Here is a 24,468-nt window from a genome sequence, read left to right as displayed (position 1 = left end):
CCCTTACTGCACGGCTTTAAATGGTGTGACCTGCTGGCCTTCATGCAGGAACTGGGCACCGGCGGCCACTACCTGATCACCGGCCAGCAGTTCTCCGCTGACTTCAACACCCTGATCCCGAGGGGCAATCAGTTGGATTTCAACCTTGGTGACGGTCTGTTCATCCTGCTGGTATTTAAAGACGTAACCGGTATCGGCCTGATCACCGGCAACGATGGCGCTGAATGGTACGGTCAGGTGACCGCTGTCCTGATAGCTGAGATTAAAACGTACTTCGGCCGCCATGCCGTCACGCAGTTCGGCAACATTACCCTGCAGCAGTACTTTCATGGTGACGGCGTTGCCGGCTTCTGAGCGCGAACCGATCTGGTGGATCACGCCTTCGTAAGCCGGTGCTTCACCCAGGCTCAGTTCATCGGCAATCAGCGGAGTAACCCGCACCGGGCTGTCCTGATTAATGTAGCGCAGGGTTGAAAGCGGCATTCTGACGACCACTTCCCGCTGGCCCTGTTTGGCGATCTGAAACAGGCTCTGGCCGGCAGTCACGTTGGTAAAGGGTTCAACATTGCGGCTGGCGATCAGGCCACTGAAAGGGGCCTGTAATACGGCGTAGTCCAGATCTTTGAGTGCCCGCTCGTGGCTGGCACGGGCGGCATCGGCATCCGCAGTGGCCGATTTCAGGGTAGCGACAAAGTTTTCGAAGCTGATCCGGGAAATGACACCCCGCTTAACCAGTTCTTTGTTCGCCGTGTAATTGCGTTGGGCTTCTGCCAGTACCGCATTGGCACGCTGCAGTTGCGCTTTGGCGGAGTCCGCAGCCAGTTGCAACTGGGTTTTATCCAGTGTGGCGATGACGTCACCGGCTGTAATTTGGTCACCGGCATCTACATTTACTTCAGCGACTTTTCCGCCCACCCGGAAGCTGAGGTCGGCCTGATCAGATGCCTGAATGGTGCCGGCCAGGGTGCGGCTCGGGGCTTCTTTGGGCGCCCCTACGCTGTAGAGTTTAACCGGGCGGATGACGGTCTGCGCGGCCTGATCAGAGGCTTGGGGGGCTTCTTCAGCGCATCCCTGAAGAAGGGTTGCAGACAATATAAGGCTTGCCAAAATCACTGGCGTGTGGGGAAAACGATACGACAACACGGAAATCTCCCTTTGTGTGGGCGAACAGTCTGAAAAAGTTATTACCCCAGTGTAGTCCGAATGGGGTAAACGGGTGGTTAATCACCCGGTTTAAAAGCGCATGGTTAAGGGTGCAGAATGCCGGACCAATAGTCCAGCATTCACGGGTGTTTAAGCTATTTTCCGTTAAAGTCCGGTACCAGCCTGGCAATGGCAGTGCCGGTGAGCGGGCGGAAAATTATGCTGCGTAACCGGTACCAGAAGGTACCAAAGAAAATGATGAACAGGCCAAAACCGATAAAGACCACTAATGGCAGGTTTTCAGTACTGATGAGGCTGTTTTCCAGCAGCATGAAGATCGCATAGATCCCGTAACTGGAGCTGGAGACCAGCATTGCCCGCCGGTCTACCAGCAGGGCCAGCAACATGAATACAATAAAGAAGCCGATCAGCAGGATCTCATTGCCCAGGGCATTTAACACCGGCGCGTCAGAAAAGATGAGGGTGGTCATGACGCCGTGGACGATCAGTGGCGATGCCAGCAGGTGCAGCCAGAATCCACAGTCGCTCCAGCGCAGCTGCCGGTGCCGGTCTTTGCTGTCAAAGGTTATAGCAACGGCAAATACAACCAGCCCGGTCAGGGTGAACAGCCACTGATGCCGGAGTAACTCTTCACCCAGACCGATCAGGGCAATCGTCACCAGACTCAGCGCCATAGGTAACAGGCTGAACGGCATACCGTAACGCCAGTAAAAGGCGCCGGCGCAGCCTGCCAGTAACAGCAGGGAAGGAATGCTGCTGTACTGGTCTGCGAACAGGTCGATGTCCGGCAGCCCCGCACCCTGAGCGACGAAATACATTATAGAAAGCAGGATCGCCATACCGGGCAGGGCCAGCCGGCGTTGTCTTACCAGCCATTCGGCCAGGGCTACAAAGCATCCTGCTGACAGCCACCACTGCCAGCTTTGCAGGTCCATCGTGGCGATGGATATGGCGACGAAAGCGACGCCGATGGTGATAAAAATATCACCAAAGTTACGTACAAATTTAAGTTGTTCCTCATCCTGCGCGGATGGCAGTTCAGCATCCTGTTGCTGGTTGATAAAGTCCAGTAATGGGCCTGCCTGTTCGGGTTTTATCAGCCCCTGAGTAACAGCGCGCTGGAGTATTTCAGGTTTTATCATGGTTCAGCCTGTGACAGGTTTACGGCGAATGCCAATCTTACGGCCGATTTTATCAGGCATTGGAAGGGTTTCGTGTTTGTCGGCAAGTGCTTCAATATTCGCCAGAATATCAGAAGGGAATTCACAGGCTTTACGGGCGCTGAGGTCAACGCACATTGCCATCTGTTCCAGTGTGGAAGCCAGATAGGTGCTGCCATCCGGGTTACGGGCATGCATTTCGAAATAGAGGTGCAGGCGTTTGCTGTCGTTATCCAGCAGCCGGCAGCTGATATCCACTTCCTGACCAAGGCTGACTTCATTGTTGTAGGTGATGTGGTTTTCCAGAACCATCCATGAAATCTGCTCTTGCGCGGTATATTCAGGGCTCAGGCCCAGTTTTGCCACCAGTTCCACCCCAGCCAGATCAAAGATCAGCACGTAGTAGGCTACGTTCATGTGGTTGTTGTAGTCGAGCCAGTCAGATTTTATGTCTGTGCTGTAAACAATAGGTAAATTGGGTGTCTGGGCCATGGCATTTTGTCCGAATGTTCGATAATCCTTAACCAAAATAGTATCTTGCCTCTATTGCTGTGCCAATGCTTGGGCTATTATTGGCACAAATATCTGTCGTGCTTTCCAGGATGAACAGCAGAATGCTTAAGCAGATTCGTACAGGGTTGATTGTGTGCAGTATGGCAGTGACAGTGTTGCTGACAGGCTGTGGTGGTCAGTCGGTAAAACCTGCCGTGGTAGATAAGACATCAGTGGCTGAGAAGCCGGTGGTCAGCTGGCGTTATAATAATGTCACGCCACTGCCGGCAGCGGAAGCGACTGTACAGGAACAGTTACTGCGCCAGTTTGCAGAGTGGGAAGGGGTGCCGTACCGGCTGGGGGGCACGACCAAAAAGGGCATTGATTGCTCTGCTTTTGTACAGCGCAGTTTCGCTGCGCAGTTTGATCTTAACCTGCCCCGTACTACGTTAAAGCAGGCGGTAATCGGTACGCCGGTTAGCCGTGATGAGTTACGGCCCGGTGATCTGGTGTTTTTTAAAACCGGAACGTACAGCCGTCATGTTGGTATCTATATCGGCAATCAGTCTTTTCTGCATTCCGGTGAGACTCTTGGGGTAAGTATTACGCCGCTGGCAAATCCATACTGGCGTAAGCGTTTCTGGCAAGCCCGCCGGCCTGGCATTGTTCAGACGTCTGAGTCACAGTCCCTGGCTGACAGATAAAGCCTCTTGTTATTGTGTCGTTGTATAACCTACAGCGGCAGTTTTGGTTTATCAGATGAATTACATACCGTTAGAAGCATATAAGCGCGCCTGGATTTTCAGGCATAAAGATCTGCCTGTTTCAGAGGCTGATCTGAATGAAATAAAACCCCTGAGTGAAGCCCGTGCTGAACAGGTATGGCGTCAGCAGATTAGTCAGGAAAGTAATCACCCTGAACTGTTTTATGATGATGACTGGGCGAATAAGAATCCGACCTGGCAGGAAACTTTTCCATGGCAAAACCGCTGGGAGTCGGATGAGGCGGATATGCCGGAGCAGTTATTGGAGCATCTGGACTGGGATGACAATACGCTGGTGTATTTTTGTTACGACGTTGAACATGTGATTGAAACCCGCTGGCACGTGTTTAAGCGTCACTGGAAAAACTTTCTGTTTTTCGACAATGGACCATTACTGATCGGGCGCAAGCGTAAGCAAGTTGCCCAGTTTATGCAGACAGGCAATGTCCGGATCGGTACCCGTCCTTAGTTTTCGATTATTCTGTTAACTGATTTTCTGAGCTGACAGCCGGTAGTTTTGCCGGCTGCGGCCTTATTTTATTTTTTGTAAGGTTTTCTGAATGGATATTCTGGTTTATCTGAATGCCATCACTGCGCTGTTCATTATTATTGATCCGATCGGTGCGGCAATTGTTTTCCACTCTCTGGTACCGGCAGGCGAAACCGGTCACCGGGTTAAAATGGCGGTTAAGTCGATTGTTATTTCGACTCTGTTGCTGATAATTTTTGGTAATTACGGCGAGCCTTTCCTGAATAAGCTGGGCATCAACATTGAGGCGCTGCGGATTTCCGGTGGCTTGCTGCTGTTTTATACCGCGTTTAAGATGATCACTCAGGACGTTGAGTACACGGTGACGACCGCTAAGCGGGATATTTCAGTATTCCCGATGTCGATTCCGTTGATGGCCGGCCCCGGTTCATTGACGTTATCGATCCTGCTGTTTTCACAGGCGGAGAACGCAGAGCAGAATTTGTCGATTCTGCTGGCGATTATTTCCATCACAGTGCTGACGCTGGTGCTGATGTTACTGTCCCGCTATGTAAAGGTGATTATCGGCCGTACCGGAGACGAGATTTTACGCCGCTTTTTAGGGGTTATTCTGGCGGCGCTGGCGATTCAGTTTGTTTATGACGGGGTGACTCAGCTGATTGCTAGCAGCTGATTGCGCGTTTATAAAACCGCTTGTCCTTAAAATGGTGAGCGGTAAGGTTTTCCTTCCGGCAATAAGTGTTCTAATGAACGTTTGATTAATAGCCGTTACGTTTGCAGAAAACGTAAAGAGAGAGTGGACCTTTAAACAGCATATGTCGGTTGATATAAGAACAGCGGAAGTACCCGATTCAATATTGGCAGGCTGGCAGCAAACTGTAGATCTGGTGTCTGAGATCGCCAGTATACCGGCAGTGCTGATTATCAGGGATCAGGGTGAGCAGCTGGAAGTATTCGTCGCCAGCGATAACCTTACTAATCCGTTCAGCAAAGGCAGCCTGGATGTGCAGGGGCAACTGTGCCAGGCATTTGTTCGTCATGAGAATCCGCTGCACGTTGCAGATATCGCGCAGCACCCTGAATGGCAGGCGTGTCTGGCTGAAATGCAGGGGATGGTGTCGTACTACGGTTTACCGCTTTACTGGCCCGGCGGCGCGCTGTTTGGCACCATTTGTGTGTTTGATAGCACAGAGAACCACTACGCCGAGAATATCCGCACGCTGTTATCCCGTTTTCAGAAAACCATCGAAGCTGATCTGGAATGCATGGCCCGGCAGGCCCGCCTTGAGGCTGCCAACGAAGTGCTGACGCAGCTGTATGAGAAGCAACAGCAGGAACTGCTCAGTCTGCGTGAACAGCTTTCCAATGAGGTTGATAACCGTGCCTCCATGGCGCAGACGCTGGAATATGTGCAGCGATATGATGCGCTAACCGGCCTGCCTAACCGGGCAGCTTTGCTCAGCCACATGGAACATATTCTCTCCGTTAATGCTGAACAGCAGTTTGCTGTTTTGTACATCGGCCTGCAGAATTTCAAAACCATCAACGACAGTTACGGTTACCTGATCGGGGATCAGATTCTCCAGAGAATCAGCGACCGGCTGCGTCATGATTTATCGGGCAACTTTTATCTTGCCCGGGTAACCGGCAATGAGTTTGTAGTCCTGCTGGCGACGTCCCGGATCGAAGAGCTCAGTGTGCGGTTGGCTAACCGTCTGAGTCACAGCCTGAACCAGCCGCTGGTGATTGATCAGCAGAATATTACGGTGCCGATTAAGATGGGACTGGCGATGTCTCCGGCAGACGGGCCGGATGCATCCACGTTGCTGAAGAAGGCCGGCGCAGCAATGAACCTGGGTAAGGTTTCCGGCAGTGCCTACACCTTTTTCACTGACAGTATGCAGCTGGTACTGGATGAGCGTTGCCGCCTTGAATCACATCTGGTGGATGCGCTGAAAAACAGTGAATTCAGTTTGCATTTTCAGCCGTTGATTGCGACGGATTCCCGCAGGCTGATCGGCGCAGAAGCGTTGCTGCGCTGGTTTAATCCAGTACTCGGACATGTCAGGCCGGACCAGTTCATCAGCCTGGCGGAGCGCAATGGCCAGATCGTGGATATCGGTCATTTCGTGTTACGGACGGCGATTGAGCAGATATCCAGTTGGTACCGGCTGTATAACTACCCTATGCGCATGGCGGTGAATATTTCACCGGTGCAGTTCCGTGATACCGGGCTGGTACGTTACGTAGCAGACCTGTTAACGGAGTTTGAACTGCCGCCGAATATGCTGGAACTGGAGATTACAGAGGGTGTGCTGATGCAGGATGAGTATCAGGCAACCCGGGTAATCAACGCCCTGAAACGCATCGGTGTGGGCGTGTCTCTGGATGATTTTGGTACTGGCTATGCGTCACTGAGTTATTTGCAGAAATATGCCTTTGATACGCTGAAAATCGACCGGGGCTTTATTGCGCATCTGGATAACAGTGAACAGGACCGTGAGCTGGCCCGCGCTATTATTGCGATGGCCAGAAAACTCAACCTGAATGTGATAGCTGAAGGTATCGAAACCCAGGAACAGAATGACTTTATTCTGGAAGAAGGGTGTGACTGCGGGCAGGGCTATCTGTATGGCCGTCCGGTACCGGCGCTGGAGTTTGCGGCGGCTCACCTTGAGGGTGTATCTTCTGTTATGAATAACGCACAGATGGCAATTGCGTAAAATAATAACTTATATGAGTTTATAGTTAGATATTTTTGACTTGAAAAGGAGTATTTGAGTGGATCATTCAGTTGTTGCAAGTTTTTTTGGCATATTGGCTAGTTTTGTAACTATTGGTGGTACCATTGATGTCTTAACGGCGAAGTTTAGAAATGCTAGAAAAGAGCCGGTAAAGCCAGATTATTATAATGTGATTTCAGTTTTTTATTATAAATTTTATGATAAGGCTTTTCCTGGTAAACCTCTTTCATATAGATATATCAGAAATAGCTTTTTAATATCTGTTTTTGTTTTCTTGGTTGTTTATTATACTCTTAATGATTTTTCTCTGGTCGATATTTTTTTATTTGAGGGATACTTTAATTCTGTTTTATTTTTAACGTATGTTTTTATTTTTTGGTTGATCTCTGCTCAAACAAAACTTTTTGTGCTTGAGTCAATGGAAACTGATAATAAGCTATCAAGAGCTGTTTTTATATTTTCGGATATGCTTACATCATCCAATCTTTTTATATTTTTGTTTTCAGTTGGTCTAGCTTTATCTGCTCACCTGTATTCCTCTAATGTATTGAATCCTAAATCGTCATCTTCTAGTTTGACATTGGATTATAGCTTTTATAAAAGAAAGCATGCTGGTGATTCTTATTTGTATTCAATAGAGTTACTTCCAAAAATTAACGGAAAGGCTTTTAATGTAGTAACTTTTGCAAATTTTAGTATAGTGTCGAATAAAAAGTTCGTTGATCCAAATCTCTTTATTCCAAGCTTTGAGAAGTTGGAGGGCTATTCTTCATGGAAAATTATTTCATATACAGTGAATGATAAATTGTTATCGTTTGATAAAATGAAACAAGAAGTTAACCTGAAAGATGAAGTGACTTATCAGGTAAGAACAGAAATTCCTCCTGTTGATTATGTTTTACCATTTAAGTATTTTTATATGATTGCACATAGTCTATCTGACTTGCTGGAAGATAATTTTTGGAGGTTATTTGAGCCAGAACTAGTTAAAGTATCAGCCAGAGAATTTTTTCCTCTGCATAGTCGATTTAGTCCTTTTTGGAATGAAGAGGTGTGTATTGATATAGATTATAATCTTATTATGAAAAAAGATTCTAGTAGTGAATTAGTTTGCGATAGTGATTTAAAAATTACAGGATCTGTTTATGATCCAAGATTTTATGGTAATTTACCAATTATTAAAGACTCTGATGTTGAGTTTTTACTTTCGCCCTACTATATATCAGCAATGATTTTATCGATTGTTTTTTATATCTTGGTTGTTTTTGTTTATTTGATGCTAGTTTTAAGATATTTGTTTCTTAAGTCTGCCTTTTTTAAAAAAATATATATGATAGCACCGTTTACTTTAAGCCTAGGTCCTTGTGCTATCATTTTTTGGATAGGGTTTGTTAGTACGTGAGAATGATTATTTACTGAAACTTGGCCGTGGGCGTTTAGGTACCTTTTGCGGTTTTTTCTCAGCCGAATCTTTTATTCCGGTGGGTTGCTTTACAGCTCTCGGCTTGCCGGATTTTCCCTGCGTCGCTTTTTTTCGGCTTACATTGTGCTGCTCAGCATTGCCATGTTTTTTGGCCGATTTGTTTTTTGCCGCAGACTGTTTCTGATGGCTTGTCTTGTGCTGTTTTCCCGCCGGTGATTTGTCTTTTGTTTTTTTCTGAACTGCTGGCTTGCTGAACAGCGGCAGACGGTGGTCCGCTTCAAAGCCGGCTACTTCACGGCGCTCAATGTTGTTACCCAGCAACTGTTCTATGGCCTGTAGCTGCGGAAACTCGTCGGCACTGACTAGCGATATGGCCTGTCCCTGTTTGCCGGCTCTGCCGGTGCGGCCGATGCGGTGAATGTAGTCTTCAGCCTGTACCGGCAGATCAAAGTTAACGACCTGTTTTAACTGATCAATGTCCAGCCCGCGGGAGGCGACATCCGTGGCAATTAATACCCAGACTCTGCCTGCCTGAAATGAGTTCAGGGCTTTATCCCGGGCCTGCTGATTGCGGTCGCTGTGAATGACGGCGCAGTTTATGCCGGCGTCTGCCAGCGTTCTGCCCAGTGCATCGGCGCCTTTTTTAGTTTTGGTAAACACCAGTGTCTGACGCCAGCGTTCAGTCAGAATAAGCTCGGTGAGTAATTCTGCTTTGCGTTTTTTGTCGGTGCTGTAGAGCCAGTGCTTTACCGTTTTGGCCGCGCTGTTTGCCGGGCTGACTGAAACTTCAGCGGGGTTGTTCAGGCGTTGTCTGGCCAGTTGCCGGATGCTGTCGCTGAATGTGGCTGAGAACAGCAGGGTCTGGCGCCGGGCAGGCAGTGCTTCAAAAATACGGGTGATTTCCGGGCTGAAGCCCAGATCCAGCATGCGGTCTGCTTCATCCAGCACTAACAGCTCCAGGTGATCAAAACGGATGGCATCCTGCAGGTACAGATCAAGTAAGCGGCCCGGCGTGGCGATAAGGATTTCAGCACCGTCCTGTAATGCTTCCAGCTGTGGTTCACGGGAAACGCCGCCAATGAGAATAATGCTGCGGGCAGAATTATTGCTCAGTTGTTCAATGTTTGCTGCCACCTGGCTGGCCAGTTCCCGGGTCGGGACGAGGATCAGTGCCAGTGGCCGGTGGGCTTCTGCCTGGCGGTTACCAATTATGTGCAGTATCGGCAATGCAAAGGCTGCGGTTTTGCCGGTGCCTGTCTGCGCGGCGGCCAGTACGTCTTTTCCCTGCAGGATCAGCGGTATCGCCTGTTGCTGAACAGGCGTTGCTGTAGTGAAGTTTTGTGCTTCAAGCGTGGCGAGCAGGTTGTCACTGAGACCCAGTTTTGCAAATGACATAAGTTACTTCAGATTCCGTGATTATCACGTGGTTGGCAGGCATGCAGACGGGCATGCTGAAAAGTCTCGCAGCTTAGCGGATCTGCCGGATTTTTGCGAATCATAAAGGCCTGACTGGTACTGTTAAAGCGGGAGTGTTGGCCGGTTGTTGCACTGCAATAACTGTGCAATGCTAGCGCACTGAAATTAACCGCACAGGGGGAGTTCACCAATGACAGATATCCGGGATTTGTTTGATATTGAGTTGCCTGTTATTCAGGCACCTATGGCGGGCGTGCAGGGCAGTGCACTGGCGGTGGCAGTGAGTAATGCCGGTGGTTTAGGCTCTTTACCCTGTGCGATGCTGACACCGGAAGTAATGGCGACAGAGCTGGAGGCTATCCGCGCGGGTACGGACCTCCCTGTGAACGTTAACTTTTTTGCCCACGACCCTTTACCGGTCACCGATAGCCAGCTACAGCACTGGCGGGAGAGGCTGCAGCCCTATTACGATGAGCTTGGAGTTGACGAAGAGCCGGCTGCCGGTGGCCGTGCGCCGTTTAATGCTGATCATGCTGCTGTGCTGGAAGCGTACCGGCCGGAAGTGGTGAGTTTTCATTTTGGTCTGCCTGATGCTGGACTCCTGAAGAGGGTCAGGGCAACAGGTGCCAAAGTAATTGCCAGTGCGACCACGCTGGAAGAAGGGCGCTGGCTGGCGGAGCAGGGAGTGGATGCCATTATTGCTCAGGGGCTGGAGGCGGGTGGTCATCGGGGGATTTTTCTGACCCGGAATATGGATACGCAGTCCGGTACGTTTTCATTGTTGCCCCAGTTAGTTGCAGAGGTGGATGTGCCGGTCATTGCTGCTGGCGGGATTTGTGATCAGGCAGGCATCCGGGCGGCTATGCAGCTGGGTGCGGCCGGTGTGCAGATGGGTACGGTGTATTTACTCTGTGATCAGACGAATACCAGCGCCCTGCACCGGGCAGCATTGCAGGATGCTTCCCTGCATACAGCGCTGACCAATGTCTTTTCCGGCGGGCCGGCCCGGGGAATCGTTAACCGTGCGATGCTTGAACTGGGGCTGGTCAGCCCTGATGCACCGCCATTTCCGCAGGCAACCCCGGCGCTGGCGCCGTTGCGAAGTGCTGCAGAAGCAGCCGGCAGCGGGGACTTTTCACCGTTATGGTCCGGTCAGAACCGCAGCGGTTGCCGGCCGGTGGATGCCGGATTGCTGACCCGTGAGCTGGGGGCGGATTATATTAAGTAGAATATCCGCTAAGCCCTTGAAACACAGCAGGGGCGTCGGCATTATGTAAACCATGCCGGGGTGCTTCTGAGTAAACCGGGTTAATTAATTTCTGAGGCCTTTGGCAGCGCTATTGCTGTTTTGTCCTTATAAGCGAGAGAAAAACATGCAAGTTGCTGACAATAAAGTTGTTCTGATCCATTACACCCTGACAAATGCTGCCGGTGAAGTACTGGACTCTTCTGCCGGTGGTGAGCCGTTGGCGTATCTGCACGGTAAGGGCAACATTGTACCGGGCCTGGAAAACGCACTGACTGGCAAACAGGTTGGTGATAAGCAGCAGGTAGAAGTATCTCCTGAAGAAGGTTACGGTCAGCCGAACGAAGAACTGATTCAGGAAGTTGAGCGTAATCTGTTTGACGGCATCGACACAATCGAAATCGGTATGCAGTTCATGGCGCAGACACCATGGGGCGAGCAGCCGGTTGTTGTGACTGCTGTGACTGACGAAACGGTTACTGTGGATGGTAACCATCCGCTGGCAGGTGATGTGCTGAACTTCGACGTTGAAGTGGTTGAAGTGCGTGATGCATCTGAAGAAGAACTTGAGCATGGCCACGCACACGGTGCTGGCGGCCATCATCACTGATAAGTTCTGTATGTAATACTTAAAGCCTTGTGCATCTTCGGAGCGCAAGGCTTTTTTCGTTAAGGCTGCTTTCGTCAGGATCTTTAAGGATAGTGCACTATGTCACAGGGGAACAGTGTTGCGGAAACAATGGCGGTGAACCCAGTACAGTCCGTGCGGGGCGTCAGCGTATTGTTAGGGGTAGTCTGCACCCCTATGGCTCTGTGGCATGAAGGCTTTCTGGTATTCGCCGGTTTATGCTACTGGCTGGCGTGTGGTCTTTCCTGGCAGACGATGAGTCGCCGTAACCGGTTGCAGGCGCTGGTGCTGTCGGGCATCGGTGCAGGGGCGGCTTTATTGGCACTGTTGCTGGGTAATACAGTAGATTTAAGTGACTTGCTGAAAGGCAATATTGCGCTGATTTCGATGCTGGTGGCGGTGAGCTTTCTGGGGTTGGTCAGCCAGCCGGATCTGGCGGAAGGTGAGCGGCTGCCTACCGGTAAACGCTCGATTCTGGGGACCCTTCTTGGGGTACATTTCTTTGGGGCGGTGATTAACCTTTCTGCGCTGTTTATCCTCGGGGACCGTATGTCTCAGCGGCGCTCACTGAGCCGGGCACAAGTAGTGGCACTGACCCGGGCATTTTCTGCGGCAGCTTTCTGGTCACCATTCTTTGCCGCGATGGGGGTGGCGCTGACCTATGCACCTGAAGCACGCTTGTCGGAGCTGATGTTTAGTGGCGCCGCTCTGGCGGTGGCGGCGCTGGTGGTGATCTTCTTTACCGTACGGCGTCTGTCGGAGCATGAGCGCTTTGAAGGCTATCCGTTACGGCTGAACAGCCTCTGGTTGCCAAGCTTGCTGGCGGTGGCGGTTCTGGTTGTACACTACCTGTATCCGCAGTTATCCATCCTGTTCATTATTACTCTGTCGGCCCCTTTAATTTGCCTGCTCACTTTGCTGTTCCGGGGCAAGGTAGCTGCGCCGTTGCGGGGCCACATACAAGGCCGGCTGGCCAATATGACCAATGAAGTGGTGCTGTTTTTATCTGCCGGCGTGTTCAGTTTCGGTTTGCAGAGTTTGCTGGCCGGGCAGGGGGCTTTACTGCCATTTAGCGAGTTTAATGCCTGGACGGCGGGCCTGAGCTACGGATTTATTATGGTGCTGGCGGTTTCGGGGCTGCATCCGGTGATTGGTATTTCAATCATTGGTCCGTTGCTGATGCCCCTGCAGCCGGATCAGAGCATGCTGGGGATTATCTTTTTATCCAGCTGGGCGCTGGGGTCGGCAGCAGGGCCTTTATCCGGTATGAACATTTCGATACAGGGGAAATACGGCATCGACGGTATGCAGATTATGCGCTGGAATATGCCGTATATGCTGGGGATGTCAGCTCTGGTGATGTTAACGCTGTTCGTATTTGAACGGATGTAACGCCTTAAGCGTCGGCTTCACTTTTGTCTGTCTGTTGTTCCTGTGCTTCTTTCAGGGCCTTTTGCTCGGCATTCCAGGCATGCAGATCTTCATAGTAGGTATCCCATACGCAGGGAGAGCAGGCGCTTTCGCAGCATTCATATTCGCCGGGCGGTGTCGGGCGTTCTCGGTTCATTGGCTTAGGCTCGATAATTCGTATTGAAACCCTATTCTAACATTTAATGATTCGGGTTGGAGGGGCTGCTGACATTCGGTTTATTGGCCGTTAGTCGCAGTTTCTGCGACAATGGCCGGCTACTTACGACGAAGCAGTTTCCAGACGCCATGAGAATACACGCCCCCGATATTTTTTCCTTTGCGCCATACTGGGCGAAAAGCGATAACCCGGCACCGTTTTTACCGACAACCCGTGCAGAAATGGACCAGCTAGGCTGGGACAGCTGTGACATTATCATTGTCACCGGTGATGCCTATGTGGACCACCCGAGCTTTGGTATGGCGGTGATGGGGCGCTTACTGGAGGCCCAGGGCTTCCGTGTGGGAATCATTGCTCAGCCGGACTGGCGCAGTGCTGAGCCGTTTATGGCGTTGGGTAAACCGAATCTCTATTACGGGGTAACTGCTGGAAACATGGATTCGATGATCAACCGTTATACGGCGGATCTGCGGATGCGTCATGATGATGCCTATACCGCCGGCGGGGAAGGCGGAAAGCGTCCGGACCGGGCGGTTATCGTGTACAGCCAGCGCTGTAAGGAAGCCTATCGGGACGTGCCTGTGGTCATCGGCGGGATCGAAGCGAGCCTGCGTCGTATTGCTCAGTACGATTATTGGAGTGATAAGGTCAGACGGTCGGTACTGATTGATGCCACCGCGGATATTCTGCTGTACGGCAATGCCGAGCGGGCTATTGTGGATCTGTCCCATGCGCTGGCTGAAGGAAAGTCTCTGGATGATATCTGGAATCTGCGCGGCACGGTGCATTTGCGTAAAGCGCCGCCTGAGGGCTATGTGGAGCTGGACTCTTCCCGGATTGACTGGCCGGGTAATATCGACAAACTGCCTAACCCATATGATTTTGGCAATCAGGAAAATGGCAGCGATGCCGGTACTGCCTGTGGCACTGCTCCGGACGATCTGGCAGACATTCCTGCGCCAATTAAAATTGTACCGATGCCCCTTAAGCGGAAGGAAAAGCTTGAGGTTGAAACCACCTATATCCGTTTGCCTTCGTTCGATAAGGTCACCAAAGATCCGGCCCTTTATGCCCATGCTTCGCGTGTGCTTCATCAGGAGTCAAATCCTCACAATGCCCGTGCGCTGATGCAGAAACACGGTAACCGGGAGGTGTGGGTTAACCCGCCACCGATTCCCCTGACCACTGAAGAGATGGACGGTGTATTTGGCCTGCAGTATCAGCGGGTGCCGCATCCCAGCTACGGTAAAGCAAAGATTCCTGCGTATGACATGATCCGTTTCTCGATCAATATTATGCGCGGCTGTTTCGGTGGCTGTACCTTCTGTTCGATTACCGAACATGAAGGCCGGATTATCCAGAGCCGTTCCCATGAGTCGATCATCAACGAGATTGAAGACATTAAAGAGAAGGTGCCGGGCTTTACCGGGTCTATCTCTGACCTTGGCGGCCCGACGTCTAACATGTATTTCCTCAACTGTAATGATGATGAAATTCAGTCGAACTGCCGTAAGCTTTCCTGTGTATATCCGACCATCTGTAAGAATCTGAATACGGATCATAGCCCCACCACTGAGCTGTACCGTAAAGCCCGTAAAGTGCAGGGTATTCACAATGTCGCGATTGCCTCCGGCCTGCGTTATGACCTGGCGGTGCGTGACCCGGAATACGTTAAAGAGCTGGTGACCTATCATGTGGGCGGTTATCTGAAGATTGCCCCGGAGCACAGTGAGCCAAATACCCTCAGCAAGATGATGAAGCCGGGTATGGATACATACTACGACTTTAAGAATATGTTTGACCGTTTTTCCAGAGAGGCGGGTAAGAAGCAGTATCTGATTCCGTATTTCATTGCCGCCCATCCGGGTTGTGATGATGAGGATATGCTGAGCTTGTCCCTGTGGCTGAAGAATAATGATCTGAAGGTGGATCAGGTACAGACCTTCTATCCGTCACCGATGTCTCTGGCAACTGCTATGTATCACTCAGAAAAGAATCCGCTGAAGCAGATTACCTATAAGAGTGACCGCATGTATATTCCGAAGCAGACGGAGCAGCGTAAGGCTCATAAAACCCTGTTGCGCTATCACGATAAAGAGAACTGGCCACAGTTGCGGGCTAAGCTTAAAGAGATGGGGCGCTCAGAGCTGATCGGTCGGGGGAAAGAGTGTCTGGTTGCAGAAGAGGAAGCACCGAAACGTCAGCCTGGTGCAAAAGCTGCCGGTCACGGAAAAGCTCAGCCCGCAAAGGGCTATCAGCCGGTCACACCGCAAGCGGTTAAAGCGAAGAAAAAGCCCTCGAAGAAGAACGCTTCACAGAAGCAAAAGCCTGCTGCTAAAGCCGCAACCGGTGCTAAGGCCCGCAGTGCTCAGCGCAGCCGGATAGCCGACAGAATAAAGCAGCGCTGAGCGCTGCTTTAGCGGTATTCTGAAAATGGGGTTAGCTTTGCTTCAGGCCCATTCAAAGCCGTCGCTGATACGCCGTTTCAGCTGGCGCTCTTCCATGTAATCTTCGATCATCTGGCGTTTGCGTTTTGCTTTGGCTTTTTTCGGGCGCTGTTGTTTGTCTTCGCCAAAGAAGCTGTTGTCCATATCATCAAGGGCTTCTGAAGAGAGGTCTTCAAGACGGATTTTGCTGCTCATAACTGTACTGTTCCGCTGGGTTATATATCTTATTGTCCGGTGCACCGCAGTGCCTGTTCAGATATATAAAACCGCGTTTTTATGACCAGCGTATTACCGAAAGATGACGGTTCAGTCATGTGAGATACAGCGGGGTCGTATCAGTCGTCAAAGAATTCCCTGAGTTCTCTTTCCAGTTCCCGTTGCTCCCGCATGGCTTCAATACGGCGGCGTTTTTCAGTGTCAGGGCAAAATCTTTTTTCAGCTGTCGACAGCTCCGTATCCTCTGTATCGGCATCTGTCATGTCCAGTTCTTCATCGATAGCAGTTTTTTCATTCATGCTAAAAAACCTCGGCTAAAGTCCGATAGCTGGTGAAAATACCATCAGCCGAATTTGGCGTGGCTCTGTAAGTGTTAATCTGATTATGGAACAAAGTTTGGGGAGAGGTTAAAGAACTTTTTTTTATTAAACTATGACGTAATATTCGCTGAGAGAATAATTCGGTAGCAGCAGGATTCTCTGTCTGCAGCCATAAAAAAGCCCTGTTTTCCGTTGGGAAAACAGGGCTGATTATTGCGTGTTTCAGCTTATTTTTGCAGTGCAGCGATACGGTCATCCAGTGGCGGATGGGTAGCAAATGCAGCCATGAAGCCTTCTTTCAGATGGCTGCTGATACCGAATGCGGTCATGGTAGACGGCATCTGATCAGGTACTTCATATTCAGCCTTCAGGCGTTGCAGAGCACCGATCATTGCGAAGTTGCCAGCCAGGCGGGCACCCATTTCATCAGCACGGAATTCCCGGCGACGGCTGAACCAGGCAACGATGGTAGATGCCAGTATACCCAGAACCAGTTCAGCAACGATAGATGCGACGAAGTAGCCGATACCGTGACCTTCTTCGTTCTTCAGAATAACCCGGTCAACAAAGTGACCAATGATGCGGGCGAAGAACATAACAAAGGTGTTTACCACACCCTGAATCAGGGTCAGGGTAACCATGTCGCCGTTGGCAATGTGGCCGATTTCGTGGGCCAGTACTGCACGGATTTCTTCCCGGCGAAAACGTTGTAATAAGCCCAGGCTGATACCCACCAGAGCGTTATTTTTATTCCAGCCGGTCGCAAAGGCGTTAGCCTGTTCTGCCGGGAAAATACCTACTTCCGGCATGCCGATGCCGGCTTCTGTTGCCAGCTCCTGCACGGTATCCATCAGCCACTGTTCGTCAGCGTTGCTGGCCTGTTCGATCATTTGCAGGCCGGTAGAGCGTTTGGCCATGAACTTGGAGAGCAGCAGGGAGACAAAGGAGCCCATGAAACCAAAAACGGCACAGATGATCAGCAGATTACCAAGATCCAGATCTACACCATTGGCTTGCAGGGTAGAGCCTACGCCCAGAAGGCTGAGGGTTACACTGGCAACCAGAATGATGGCCAGGTTGGTCAGAAGAAAGAGTACGATACGCATAGATGTATAACCTTTGGCTGGCTATGGGATTGTTTTACCGGCCATTTAGCGGCCTGTTATGGATTATTTATGTCTGATCCTTAGATATAGGCGGGCACGTTAAGTTTCAACCGCCCAGGTTAAATTAGTCTGCGCTGGTGCCGCCCGGACAGGATGTCTATAATCGCCGCTGATTTTAATTTGCAGGTGTTTTCATTCCGTAAAGTTCCGGGATGCCGCCTGGTTCAGAGCAGGACAGTATGCAGGCTGTATTTGATTATATAGAACAGCAGTTTACCCGCCGGCCGGGAGAGGTGGGCCGTTTATTTCATGGCCGGGGACGTTGTTTCAGCGGCTTTGAAGACGTGGTCATTGATCGCTTGCCACCACTGATTGTTATCCGGCTGTTTAATCAAATACCGGCGGAGCAGCTGGATAATCTGGTGGCTTTTTTTGCAGAACATCCGGTTCACAAGCCATCCACATTGCTGGTGCAGCACCGCTATCGCCGTGAAGACAGCATTCAGGTGTGCTGGCAGGCGGATGATGCGGATGTCAGACGGCTGGCAGTGACGGAAGGTGAGCTGAAGTTCTGGATGCAGCCTCTGAAGAATCAGAACAGCGGTTTGTTTCTGGACATGCGGGAAGGCCGCCGCTGGGTGCAGCAGCATGCTGAAGGGGCGCGGGTGCTTAATCTGTTTGCGTATACCTGTGGCTTTTCGGTGGCTGCACTGGCCGGTGGTGCCGAGAAGGTTGTTAATCTGGATATGAGTAGTCCGGCGCTGAATACCGGTCGTGAAAATCATCGTTTGAATGATCATGATCTCAGCCGGGTAAAGTTCTTCGCCCATGACCTGTTCCGTTCCTGGGGAAAACTGAAGCGTGAAGGCCCTTATGATCTGGTGGTAATTGATCCGCCCAGTTTTCAGAAGGGCAGCTTTGTGGCAACCAAGGATTATCTTAAAGTGTTACGGCGTTTGCCTGAGCTGACCGGTGAAAATGCCAAAGTGCTCAGTTGTCTGAATTCGCCGGAGCTGGACAGTCAGTTTTTACGGGATCTGATGGCAGAGCATTGTCCGCAGTTCAGCTTTGTTGGGCGTCTGGAAAACCCGGATGATTTCCCGGATGCAGACCCGGAGCGGGCGCTGAAGGTGCTTGTATTTGAGAAACTGTCTTGAGAAAGAGTTTCTGAGAAAAGGAAAGATCAGGCTGCCGGCAATCGGCAGCCTGAAGCGGTATTAACCTGCCAGGCCGTCCAGGCCAGACTCAAGTGCCATGGCTTCTTCACAGCTGCTGGCAATATCAGCCGGTAAGCCAGCCAGTGCGGCAACTTTAACCGGGAAGCGTTCCATGGTTTCTTCCAGGCTGCGTTTGCTACGGATGCAGGCATTCAGATAGCAGGCAATGTTGGTGATGGCGCAAGCCGGGTTAGGCGGCTCGGATTCCATTGGATTCTTGTGATAGCGCACGGCCTGTCCCAGTTCTTCAGGGAACTTCCACATGTCCAGTAAAGCCTGACCTGCTTCAGGGGTAGTGAAATTCAGGCGTTCCATTTCTGCGGCGGAGCGGCTGGTGCCACTTTCTTTAACCCGCTGCTGGATGGCTTCGGCCAGTTTTGGCTTGGTGAGGTGCAGTAACAGGCGGCCGATGTTGTGAATCAGGCCGATGGTGAACGCTACATCCGGATCCACGGAGTCAGTTTTGCTGGCGTACCATTTGGCAATGGTGGCAATGCGGAAAGACTGTGACCAGAATTCTTTCAGATTCATGCCTTCCACTTCGGTGACCGAGCCGGCCAGCCCGGAGGCGATTACCAGGGTTTTCAGCTGGTTCATACCCAGCATAACAACGGCTTCATCGATTGAGGATACTTTACGGCTCAGGCCGAAGTGTGCTGAGTTGACCAGGCGAAGAATCTTCAGCGACATGGTCTGATCTTTGGAGACCTTTTCGCTGATTTCACCATAGTCGGCATTAGGGTTGTTCAGTTGCTGGATCAGCTCACGTACCACGTCAGGTACATTCGGTAATTTGTGAGTCTGTTGTAATAATTCGCTGACTTCCATAGCCACTCCTTAATCTGTGACAGGCTATCTGATAATTCGTTGTCCAGCTCGGTCTGTGTTTGGGTGGCGTAAAAAATACGTGCCAGAAAGGCCGCCAGATATTCCTTAAATCGTCGAGCTGACCGTTATAGATAAATACGAAGAGGCTTGTTTTGCAAGCAGATATAACCTCATTATGGGAGGTGGTCGGAAAATAAACACACGTTTGTTTAATCGTAGGCAGTTCAGGGTTGTTGTGAATGCTAGGGTCTGCAGGGGGAGGGTGTAAACGTGAAAGACGGTTATGGCTGCCGGGCAGCCATAACCGGAGTTTGTTCACGTTACAGGTTCAGGACGTGATTTTCGATATGGCCGCGCAGTTGTTCGTACTGGCCCATTTCTTCCGGCATGAAGTAGAACTTGTAGTAGTTGCGTTCAACAATGCTGCCTTTGTTGTCACCGATCCGTTCTTTAATGCTGGAGTGCCGGTAGGTCATCTGCATGTGAATGACGCGGGTATGCGGTGGTACGTTTATCTCATGACCTTCCAGATCATACCGGGTTTTGGTTTCTTTGATGGTGTAGAAGGATATTTCGGCAGCGTGGTTAAGATTGATCAGAAAGTTACTGGTGACCGGAATGATATGGTTCTGTTCCATGCCGTTGTGTTCCATGAAGATGCCGCAATTCTTTTTGATCTTTATAAACATAATGCTTCCAGTTGCTGATGGTTTGAGTGCGCTGGATGCCGGGGATCAGCATCAGGGCACAGGCAGTATAGCTGGCCTGTATGAAAAAAATCTTACGCCCATCAGAAAAGGAAAGCGAATGACTGCAGGGGTGTTGGTTTTCATTATGTGGGAATTGTAGCAAGGGAAATGCTGCCGGTTAGTGGTAACCGGCAGCGGCGTCTGAGCGTGGCTGATTAGCTCTGAGAGTAGTTGCGGAAGAATTCGCCGATGCGGCTGATGGCATCCATCAGTTCATCTTCACGGGGCAGGATGACCAGGCGGAAGTGCTGAGTATCCGGCATGTTGAAGCCACTTCCCTGAACGATCAGTACTTTTTGTTGCAGTAGCAGATCGAGGGCCAGTTTTTCATCATTGAAGATCGGGCATACTTCCGGATCAACTTTTACGAACAGATACAGCGCGCCCATTGGCTTGACACAGGATAGTCCCGGAATGGCATTTATTTCACGATACGCAAGTTCCCGCTGGTCATATAAACGGCCACCGGGGATGATCAGTTCGTTGATGCTCTGGTAGCCGCCCAGTGCTGTCTGAATGGCGTGCTGGGCGGGAACGTTGGCGCACAGGCGCATACTGGCCAGCATGTCCAGGCCTTCAATGTAGTCCCTGGCATGATGTTTGGGGCCGCTCAGGACCATCCAGCCGGACCGGAAACCGGCTGCCCGGTAGGTCTTCGAAAGGCCGTTGAATGTAATGCACAGAACGTCATCGCTGAGGCTGGCCAGCGGAATGTGCCTGGCTTCGTCATAAATAATCTTGTCGTAAATTTCGTCAGCAAAAATAATCAGGTTGAATTCACGTGCAAGGTCAATAATCTGTTCCAGTACTTCCTGAGGATAAACCGCACCGGTGGGATTATTCGGGTTAATGACGACGATGCCTTTGGTGTGTTCGCTGATTTTGCTGCGTATGTCATCAATGTTAGGTGCCCAGTCGTGGCTTTCGTCACACTGGTAATGAACCGGTGTGCCGCCGGCCAGACTGACTGCGGCCGTCCACAGTGGATAGTCCGGCGCGGGAATGAGCAGTTCATCGTTGTCGTTAAGTAACCCCTGGGTTGCCATGACGATCAGTTCGCTGACCCCGTTGCCCAGGTAGATGTCTTCGATGGTGACGTTTTTAATGCCCCGTTTCTGGGTTTCCTGCATGACGGCTTTACGGGCAGAAAACAGGCCTTTGGAGTCGCAGTAACCCTGGGCGGTTGGCAGATTATGAACAACGTCCTGAATGATTTCTTCTGGTGCTTCAAAGCCAAACGGGGCGGGGTTGCCGATGTTCAGCTTGATGATGCGCTGGCCTTCTTCTTCGAGACGTTTGGCTTCCTGAAGTACTGGTCCGCGTATGTCGTAACAGACGTTAATCAGTTTGTTGGATTTGCGGATTATTGACATCTTTATTTATCCTTGGTGGCCACGGTCTGCCGGTGGCTGAAACAGTTAGTTATTTTATATTATGCACAGCACGCTAAAGTTTAACTTTGGGCGATCAAAACAAGGTTTTGAATCATACTGCATTTGGCCTGTCCATAAACAGTAGCTGAGAGTAAAAAAACAGGGGAATTTCAATGGGTGAAAATAAATATCCGCGTCAGCGCAGTGACGCTGAATGGCAGTCTGAGTTAACCCCGGAGCAGTATCGGGTCTGCCGTCAGAAAGGGACCGAGCGTCCGCACACCGGTGAGTATGATCAGCACTTTGTTGCCGGTAAGTATCAGTGCGTATGCTGCGGTGAAGAATTATTCGTTTCAGATACCAAATTTGATGCCGGTTGTGGCTGGCCGAGTTTTAATCAGCCGGCCAATGAAAGCTGTATCGGTGAGAACCGTGACCTGTCTCACGGCATGATCCGTACCGAGGTGGTATGTAATGGTTGTGGTGCGCACCTGGGCCATGTGTTTCCGGATGGTCCGGCACCGACCGGTTTGCGGTACTGTATAAATTCCGTATCGCTGGATTTTACCGCCAAAGAGGAGCAGTAAGTGAAGTCATTTAAATGGATTTATGAGCATGTCAGTGCACATAAGGCGGGAGAGGATGTTGAAAGTCTTATGCCGGTGGTGCAGTCGCCGGAGATACTGGCTGAGTTACCGGATGACAGGGTGTTGTCTGAAATGTCCCGGCGGATTTTCCGGGCCGGGCTGAAACATTCGCTGGTGGATGCTAAGTGGCCCGCTTTTGAGGAGGCGTTCTGGGGGTTTGCACCGCAAAAAATTGCTCTGATGAGTGATGAACAGCTTGAAAACATGATGCAAAACGACAAGATCATCCGGCACTGGGGCAAGATTAAAGCGGTACGTACCAATGCGACGATGATTGTGAATTACAGCGAGCAGCATGGCAGTTTTGCGCATATGGTGGCGCACTGGCCAACCGAGGATATTGTCAGTCTGTGGGCGTTTCTCAAAAAAGAAGGTCAGCAGCTTGGCGGGCGTTCTGCCGCGTATTTTCTGCGCCAGATAGGGAAAGATACTTTTCTGCTGACGGACGATGTTGTTGCAGCTCTGAAGGCGCAAGGGGTGATCGATAAAGCACCGACGGCCAAGCGGGATCTGGCGCTGGTGCAGAATGCATTTAATACCTGGCAGCAGGAGTCTGGCAGGCCTCTGGCGCATATCAGCAGGTTGCTGTCTTACACTGTCGGCTGGTAACGCTAAGCCGGAAAGAGTGACATAAAAACAGGCCTGATGGCCTGTTTTTTTTTATGTGTGTTTTTTTGCGCTTATTTTAAATATACAGCTTTACTGAGCGAGAAAATCCAGCAGTTGCGGATCGCTGAAAGCACGGCTCAGGGTTTCCAGAATAATTTCCTGTACGACTGCCTGATTTTCCTGCAGGTCAGGGGTGGCAACAAACTGGTGTTGCTTCTGGCTGTTGTAGTTGCCGGTGTAGCTGCGGTTATATTTGCTGGCTTTTACTTCAAGGCTGGCTTTGACGGTAACGGTTTGCAGGGCTTCTACCGTTGCGGAGTAGCTCAGATCTTTCAGCGTCAGTAGTAACTGAGCTTCAGCATTGCCGGCAACCGGAGTGGCCCCCAGTTTTACCAGTGCTACTTTCGCGCCCTGATTAATCTGTACATTTGCTGGCAAGGCCAGCTCGACCGGTGCCCGGTCGCTGAGGCGGCTGATACGGTAGCCGATCAGGCTGTCTGGCCGAAGATCACGGGTTTCAACTGCAACAGTCAGGCCTTCCGGCAGGCGTTGCTTGGTTTCAATCTTTGGATGCAGGGCCTGCAAATCAACCTGGTGTGGCTGAAATTTACTACAGCCCGTGAGCAGCAATAATGAGGTGATTACAGACATCATTAAAAAACGCATAGATGATTACTCCGTGTCAGGGATAGGTAAAGGCGTCAGTGTGGTGAGAAATTCACTTAATGAGCCTGCTATCTTTCGGATTGCCGGACGGCCGGGAAGTTCCAGCCAGACTTCGCCGGTGTGGTTGTCGACGCTCAGGTAGTGGTCGCCGTCCGGTTCGGTGCAGGCAAAAAAGATACTCGGTGGGTGGCGCAGCTTCTGTTTGTTCAGCAGGTGGCCGATCAGATTTCCCCGCAGGCGTTCACAGTCTTTTTCATTCCAGATGAACAGCAGGCTCAGGTCGCCGTCCGGACATTGTGCCGGTACAGGGTCGGACCAGTAGCTGCTGTACCAGGTACGGATGTCCGGGTGAATGCTGTAACCAAGAGCTTCTTCCAGCCGGTCGAACATGTCCTGTGCATAGTTGTTTTGTGGTACAGGCTGCCAGGTCTGATGGCTGTCCGTATTCGCCGGAGAGGGCTGATAGCAGGCTGATGGCCATTCCGGATCAGCAATTGTCAGCGGCAGTCTGCCAAGTGTTTTGTGCTGCAGTTCAGTGCTGCTCTGTATGAACTGGTCAATTTGTGTCTGTAAGCTTTCGGCTGGGTGCATGGATCGGTTTTCCCTTTAATGTTGCGATAAGTATAAAGGCTTCCGGCCATAATAGAATGCTACGGATTATGTCTTTACCGGTTAAAGCTGAATGTATTGAAGCGGTTAGAAACATGGCGGCTGACCGGGGGCGGTTAAATGGCAGAAGAAAATCTTTGCTGAGGCTGTGAAATAATTTCTGATAAACGTTTGACAAGGCACGCAAAATCCTTACAATTCGGCTCTCGATTTGAGGGCGTGTAGCTCAGTTGGGAGAGCGTCGCCCTTACAAGGCGAATGTCGGGAGTTCGAGCCTCTCCACGCCCACCATCAAATCGAACACTTGCAGAGTGGAGCGGTAGTTCAGTTGGTTAGAATACCTGCCTGTCACGCAGGGGGTCGCGGGTTCGAGTCCCGTCCGTTCCGCCAATCTGCAAATACTCCTGAAGGGGAGTCTAAAGCCTTCAACTTTGTTTAGTGGGCGTGTAGCTCAGTTGGGAGAGCGTCGCCCTTACAAGGCGAATGTCGGGAGTTCGAGCCTCTCCACGCCCACCACTAAACGGAGCGGTAGTTCAGTTGGTTAGAATACCTGCCTGTCACGCAGG

25 protein-coding genes and 3 tRNA genes are annotated in these 24,468 nt (G+C 50.9%); 15 read left to right on the top strand and 13 right to left on the bottom strand.

Annotated elements, in window-relative coordinates; genetic code table 11:
- Nucleotides 1-3: 3 nt before the first annotated feature.
- The 3 genes from JYB63_RS05760 to JYB63_RS05750 all read right to left on the bottom strand — a co-directional run bounded on the left by JYB63_RS05760 (nt 4) and on the right by JYB63_RS05750 (nt 2,816).
- A complete protein-coding gene (locus JYB63_RS05760; protein WP_205656822.1) occupies nt 4-1,092 on the bottom strand; it encodes an efflux RND transporter periplasmic adaptor subunit in 1,089 nt (362 codons plus the stop codon).
- A 206-nt stretch (nt 1,093-1,298) separates the two neighbouring features.
- Nucleotides 1,299-2,306, bottom strand: coding sequence for a hypothetical protein (locus JYB63_RS05755; RefSeq protein WP_205656821.1), 1,008 nt, complete (start codon nt 2,304-2,306; stop codon nt 1,299-1,301).
- Between the two features lie 3 nt (nt 2,307-2,309).
- Nucleotides 2,310-2,816 (bottom strand): thioesterase family protein, encoded by a 507-nt coding sequence (locus JYB63_RS05750; RefSeq protein ID WP_205656820.1) that lies wholly within the window; start codon nt 2,814-2,816, stop codon nt 2,310-2,312.
- A 122-nt stretch (nt 2,817-2,938) separates the two neighbouring features.
- On the opposite strand from JYB63_RS05750, the gene JYB63_RS05745 reads away from it, so the two are divergent.
- From JYB63_RS05745 to JYB63_RS05725, 5 genes are all read left to right on the top strand, one after another.
- Nucleotides 2,939-3,520, top strand: coding sequence for an NlpC/P60 family protein (locus tag JYB63_RS05745; RefSeq protein WP_243431805.1), 582 nt, complete (start codon nt 2,939-2,941; stop codon nt 3,518-3,520).
- Nucleotides 3,521-3,575: 55 nt separating this feature from the next.
- A complete protein-coding gene (locus tag JYB63_RS05740; protein ID WP_205656819.1) occupies nt 3,576-4,049 on the top strand; it encodes a DUF2947 domain-containing protein in 474 nt (157 codons plus the stop codon).
- Nucleotides 4,050-4,140: 91 nt separating this feature from the next.
- Complete coding sequence (locus tag JYB63_RS05735; RefSeq protein WP_205656818.1) at nt 4,141-4,743, top strand: MarC family protein; 603 nt, start codon at nt 4,141-4,143, stop codon at nt 4,741-4,743.
- Nucleotides 4,744-4,885: 142 nt separating this feature from the next.
- On the top strand, nt 4,886-6,793 hold the full coding sequence (locus JYB63_RS05730; RefSeq protein ID WP_205656817.1) for a sensor domain-containing phosphodiesterase: 1,908 nt from the start codon (nt 4,886-4,888) through the stop codon (nt 6,791-6,793).
- A gap of 58 nt (nt 6,794-6,851) precedes the next feature.
- Nucleotides 6,852-8,216, top strand: coding sequence for a hypothetical protein (locus JYB63_RS05725; RefSeq protein ID WP_205656816.1), 1,365 nt, complete (start codon nt 6,852-6,854; stop codon nt 8,214-8,216).
- A 6-nt stretch (nt 8,217-8,222) separates the two neighbouring features.
- On the opposite strand, the gene JYB63_RS05720 is transcribed toward JYB63_RS05725, so the two are convergent.
- Nucleotides 8,223-9,632, bottom strand: coding sequence for a DEAD/DEAH box helicase (locus JYB63_RS05720; RefSeq protein WP_205656815.1), 1,410 nt, complete (start codon nt 9,630-9,632; stop codon nt 8,223-8,225).
- Between the two features lie 211 nt (nt 9,633-9,843).
- Here JYB63_RS05720 and JYB63_RS05715 point away from each other — a divergent pair, with 211 nt between their 5' ends.
- The 3 genes from JYB63_RS05715 to JYB63_RS05705 all read left to right on the top strand — a co-directional run bounded on the left by JYB63_RS05715 (nt 9,844) and on the right by JYB63_RS05705 (nt 12,919).
- The gene (locus JYB63_RS05715) at nt 9,844-10,881 is read left to right on the top strand and encodes an NAD(P)H-dependent flavin oxidoreductase (protein ID WP_205656814.1); all 1,038 of its coding nucleotides are present in this window, start codon (nt 9,844-9,846) and stop codon (nt 10,879-10,881) included.
- Nucleotides 10,882-11,026: 145 nt separating this feature from the next.
- Nucleotides 11,027-11,509, top strand: coding sequence for an FKBP-type peptidyl-prolyl cis-trans isomerase (locus tag JYB63_RS05710; RefSeq protein WP_205656813.1), 483 nt, complete (start codon nt 11,027-11,029; stop codon nt 11,507-11,509).
- Nucleotides 11,510-11,608: 99 nt separating this feature from the next.
- The gene (locus JYB63_RS05705) at nt 11,609-12,919 is read left to right on the top strand and encodes a hypothetical protein (protein WP_205656812.1); all 1,311 of its coding nucleotides are present in this window, start codon (nt 11,609-11,611) and stop codon (nt 12,917-12,919) included.
- 4 nt (nt 12,920-12,923) lie between these two features.
- On the opposite strand, the gene JYB63_RS05700 is transcribed toward JYB63_RS05705, so the two are convergent.
- On the bottom strand, nt 12,924-13,094 hold the full coding sequence (locus JYB63_RS05700) for an oxidoreductase-like domain-containing protein (RefSeq protein ID WP_205656811.1): 171 nt from the start codon (nt 13,092-13,094) through the stop codon (nt 12,924-12,926).
- Nucleotides 13,095-13,243: 149 nt separating this feature from the next.
- Between JYB63_RS05700 and JYB63_RS05695 the strand changes: the two genes are divergently transcribed.
- Entirely contained in the window at nt 13,244-15,523 is a 2,280-nt protein-coding gene (locus tag JYB63_RS05695) for a YgiQ family radical SAM protein (protein WP_205656810.1), read from the top strand.
- A gap of 42 nt (nt 15,524-15,565) precedes the next feature.
- On the opposite strand, the gene JYB63_RS05690 is transcribed toward JYB63_RS05695, so the two are convergent.
- From JYB63_RS05690 to htpX, 3 genes are all read right to left on the bottom strand, one after another.
- Nucleotides 15,566-15,757 carry a PA3496 family putative envelope integrity protein gene (locus JYB63_RS05690; protein WP_205656809.1) on the bottom strand — a complete coding sequence of 64 codons (192 nt, stop codon included), beginning with the start codon at nt 15,755-15,757 and terminating at the stop codon, nt 15,566-15,568.
- Between the two features lie 140 nt (nt 15,758-15,897).
- A complete protein-coding gene (locus JYB63_RS05685) occupies nt 15,898-16,077 on the bottom strand; it encodes a PA3496 family putative envelope integrity protein (RefSeq protein ID WP_205656808.1) in 180 nt (59 codons plus the stop codon).
- Between the two features lie 248 nt (nt 16,078-16,325).
- Complete coding sequence (gene htpX, locus JYB63_RS05680; RefSeq protein WP_205656807.1) at nt 16,326-17,204, bottom strand: protease HtpX; 879 nt, start codon at nt 17,202-17,204, stop codon at nt 16,326-16,328.
- Between the two features lie 239 nt (nt 17,205-17,443).
- Here htpX and JYB63_RS05675 point away from each other — a divergent pair, with 239 nt between their 5' ends.
- Nucleotides 17,444-18,361: a class I SAM-dependent methyltransferase gene (locus tag JYB63_RS05675; protein ID WP_205656806.1), complete on the top strand. Its 918-nt coding sequence runs from the start codon at nt 17,444-17,446 to the stop codon at nt 18,359-18,361.
- Between the two features lie 60 nt (nt 18,362-18,421).
- Here the strand turns inward: JYB63_RS05675 and JYB63_RS05670 are convergent, their stop codons facing one another.
- From JYB63_RS05670 to JYB63_RS05660, 3 genes are all read right to left on the bottom strand, one after another.
- Nucleotides 18,422-19,249, bottom strand: coding sequence for an HDOD domain-containing protein (locus JYB63_RS05670; protein WP_205656805.1), 828 nt, complete (start codon nt 19,247-19,249; stop codon nt 18,422-18,424).
- A gap of 320 nt (nt 19,250-19,569) precedes the next feature.
- A complete protein-coding gene (locus JYB63_RS05665; protein WP_205656804.1) occupies nt 19,570-19,938 on the bottom strand; it encodes a hypothetical protein in 369 nt (122 codons plus the stop codon).
- Between the two features lie 215 nt (nt 19,939-20,153).
- Nucleotides 20,154-21,371 carry a pyridoxal phosphate-dependent aminotransferase gene (locus tag JYB63_RS05660; protein ID WP_205656803.1) on the bottom strand — a complete coding sequence of 406 codons (1,218 nt, stop codon included), beginning with the start codon at nt 21,369-21,371 and terminating at the stop codon, nt 20,154-20,156.
- Between the two features lie 173 nt (nt 21,372-21,544).
- Between JYB63_RS05660 and msrB the strand changes: the two genes are divergently transcribed.
- Together msrB and JYB63_RS05650 are read left to right on the top strand one after the other, a co-directional pair.
- A complete protein-coding gene (msrB, locus tag JYB63_RS05655; protein ID WP_205656802.1) occupies nt 21,545-21,958 on the top strand; it encodes a peptide-methionine (R)-S-oxide reductase MsrB in 414 nt (137 codons plus the stop codon).
- Entirely contained in the window at nt 21,959-22,627 is a 669-nt protein-coding gene (locus tag JYB63_RS05650; RefSeq protein WP_205656801.1) for a DNA-3-methyladenine glycosylase I, read from the top strand.
- Between the two features lie 90 nt (nt 22,628-22,717).
- Here JYB63_RS05650 and JYB63_RS05645 read toward each other — a convergent pair whose 3' ends face one another.
- Together JYB63_RS05645 and syd are read right to left on the bottom strand one after the other, a co-directional pair.
- Entirely contained in the window at nt 22,718-23,293 is a 576-nt protein-coding gene (locus tag JYB63_RS05645; RefSeq protein ID WP_205656800.1) for a YajG family lipoprotein, read from the bottom strand.
- A 6-nt stretch (nt 23,294-23,299) separates the two neighbouring features.
- The gene (syd, locus tag JYB63_RS05640) at nt 23,300-23,884 is read right to left on the bottom strand and encodes a SecY-interacting protein (RefSeq protein ID WP_205656799.1); all 585 of its coding nucleotides are present in this window, start codon (nt 23,882-23,884) and stop codon (nt 23,300-23,302) included.
- 233 nt (nt 23,885-24,117) lie between these two features.
- On the opposite strand from syd, the gene JYB63_RS05635 reads away from it, so the two are divergent.
- The 3 genes from JYB63_RS05635 (at nt 24,118) to JYB63_RS05625 (ending at nt 24,418) form a co-directional block, all read left to right on the top strand.
- A tRNA-Val gene (locus JYB63_RS05635) sits at nt 24,118-24,193 on the top strand.
- Between the two features lie 22 nt (nt 24,194-24,215).
- Nucleotides 24,216-24,292: transfer RNA gene (locus JYB63_RS05630), tRNA-Asp, on the top strand.
- Nucleotides 24,293-24,342: 50 nt separating this feature from the next.
- Nucleotides 24,343-24,418: transfer RNA gene (locus JYB63_RS05625), tRNA-Val, on the top strand.
- Nucleotides 24,419-24,468 lie beyond the last annotated feature (50 nt).

Source organism: Aliamphritea spongicola, assembly GCF_017051665.1.
Lineage (GTDB): Bacteria > Pseudomonadota > Gammaproteobacteria > Pseudomonadales > Balneatricaceae > Amphritea > Amphritea spongicola.
The sequence above is the reverse complement of the archived record's forward strand: the minus strand, read 5'-3'. Positions and strand labels throughout refer to the sequence as shown.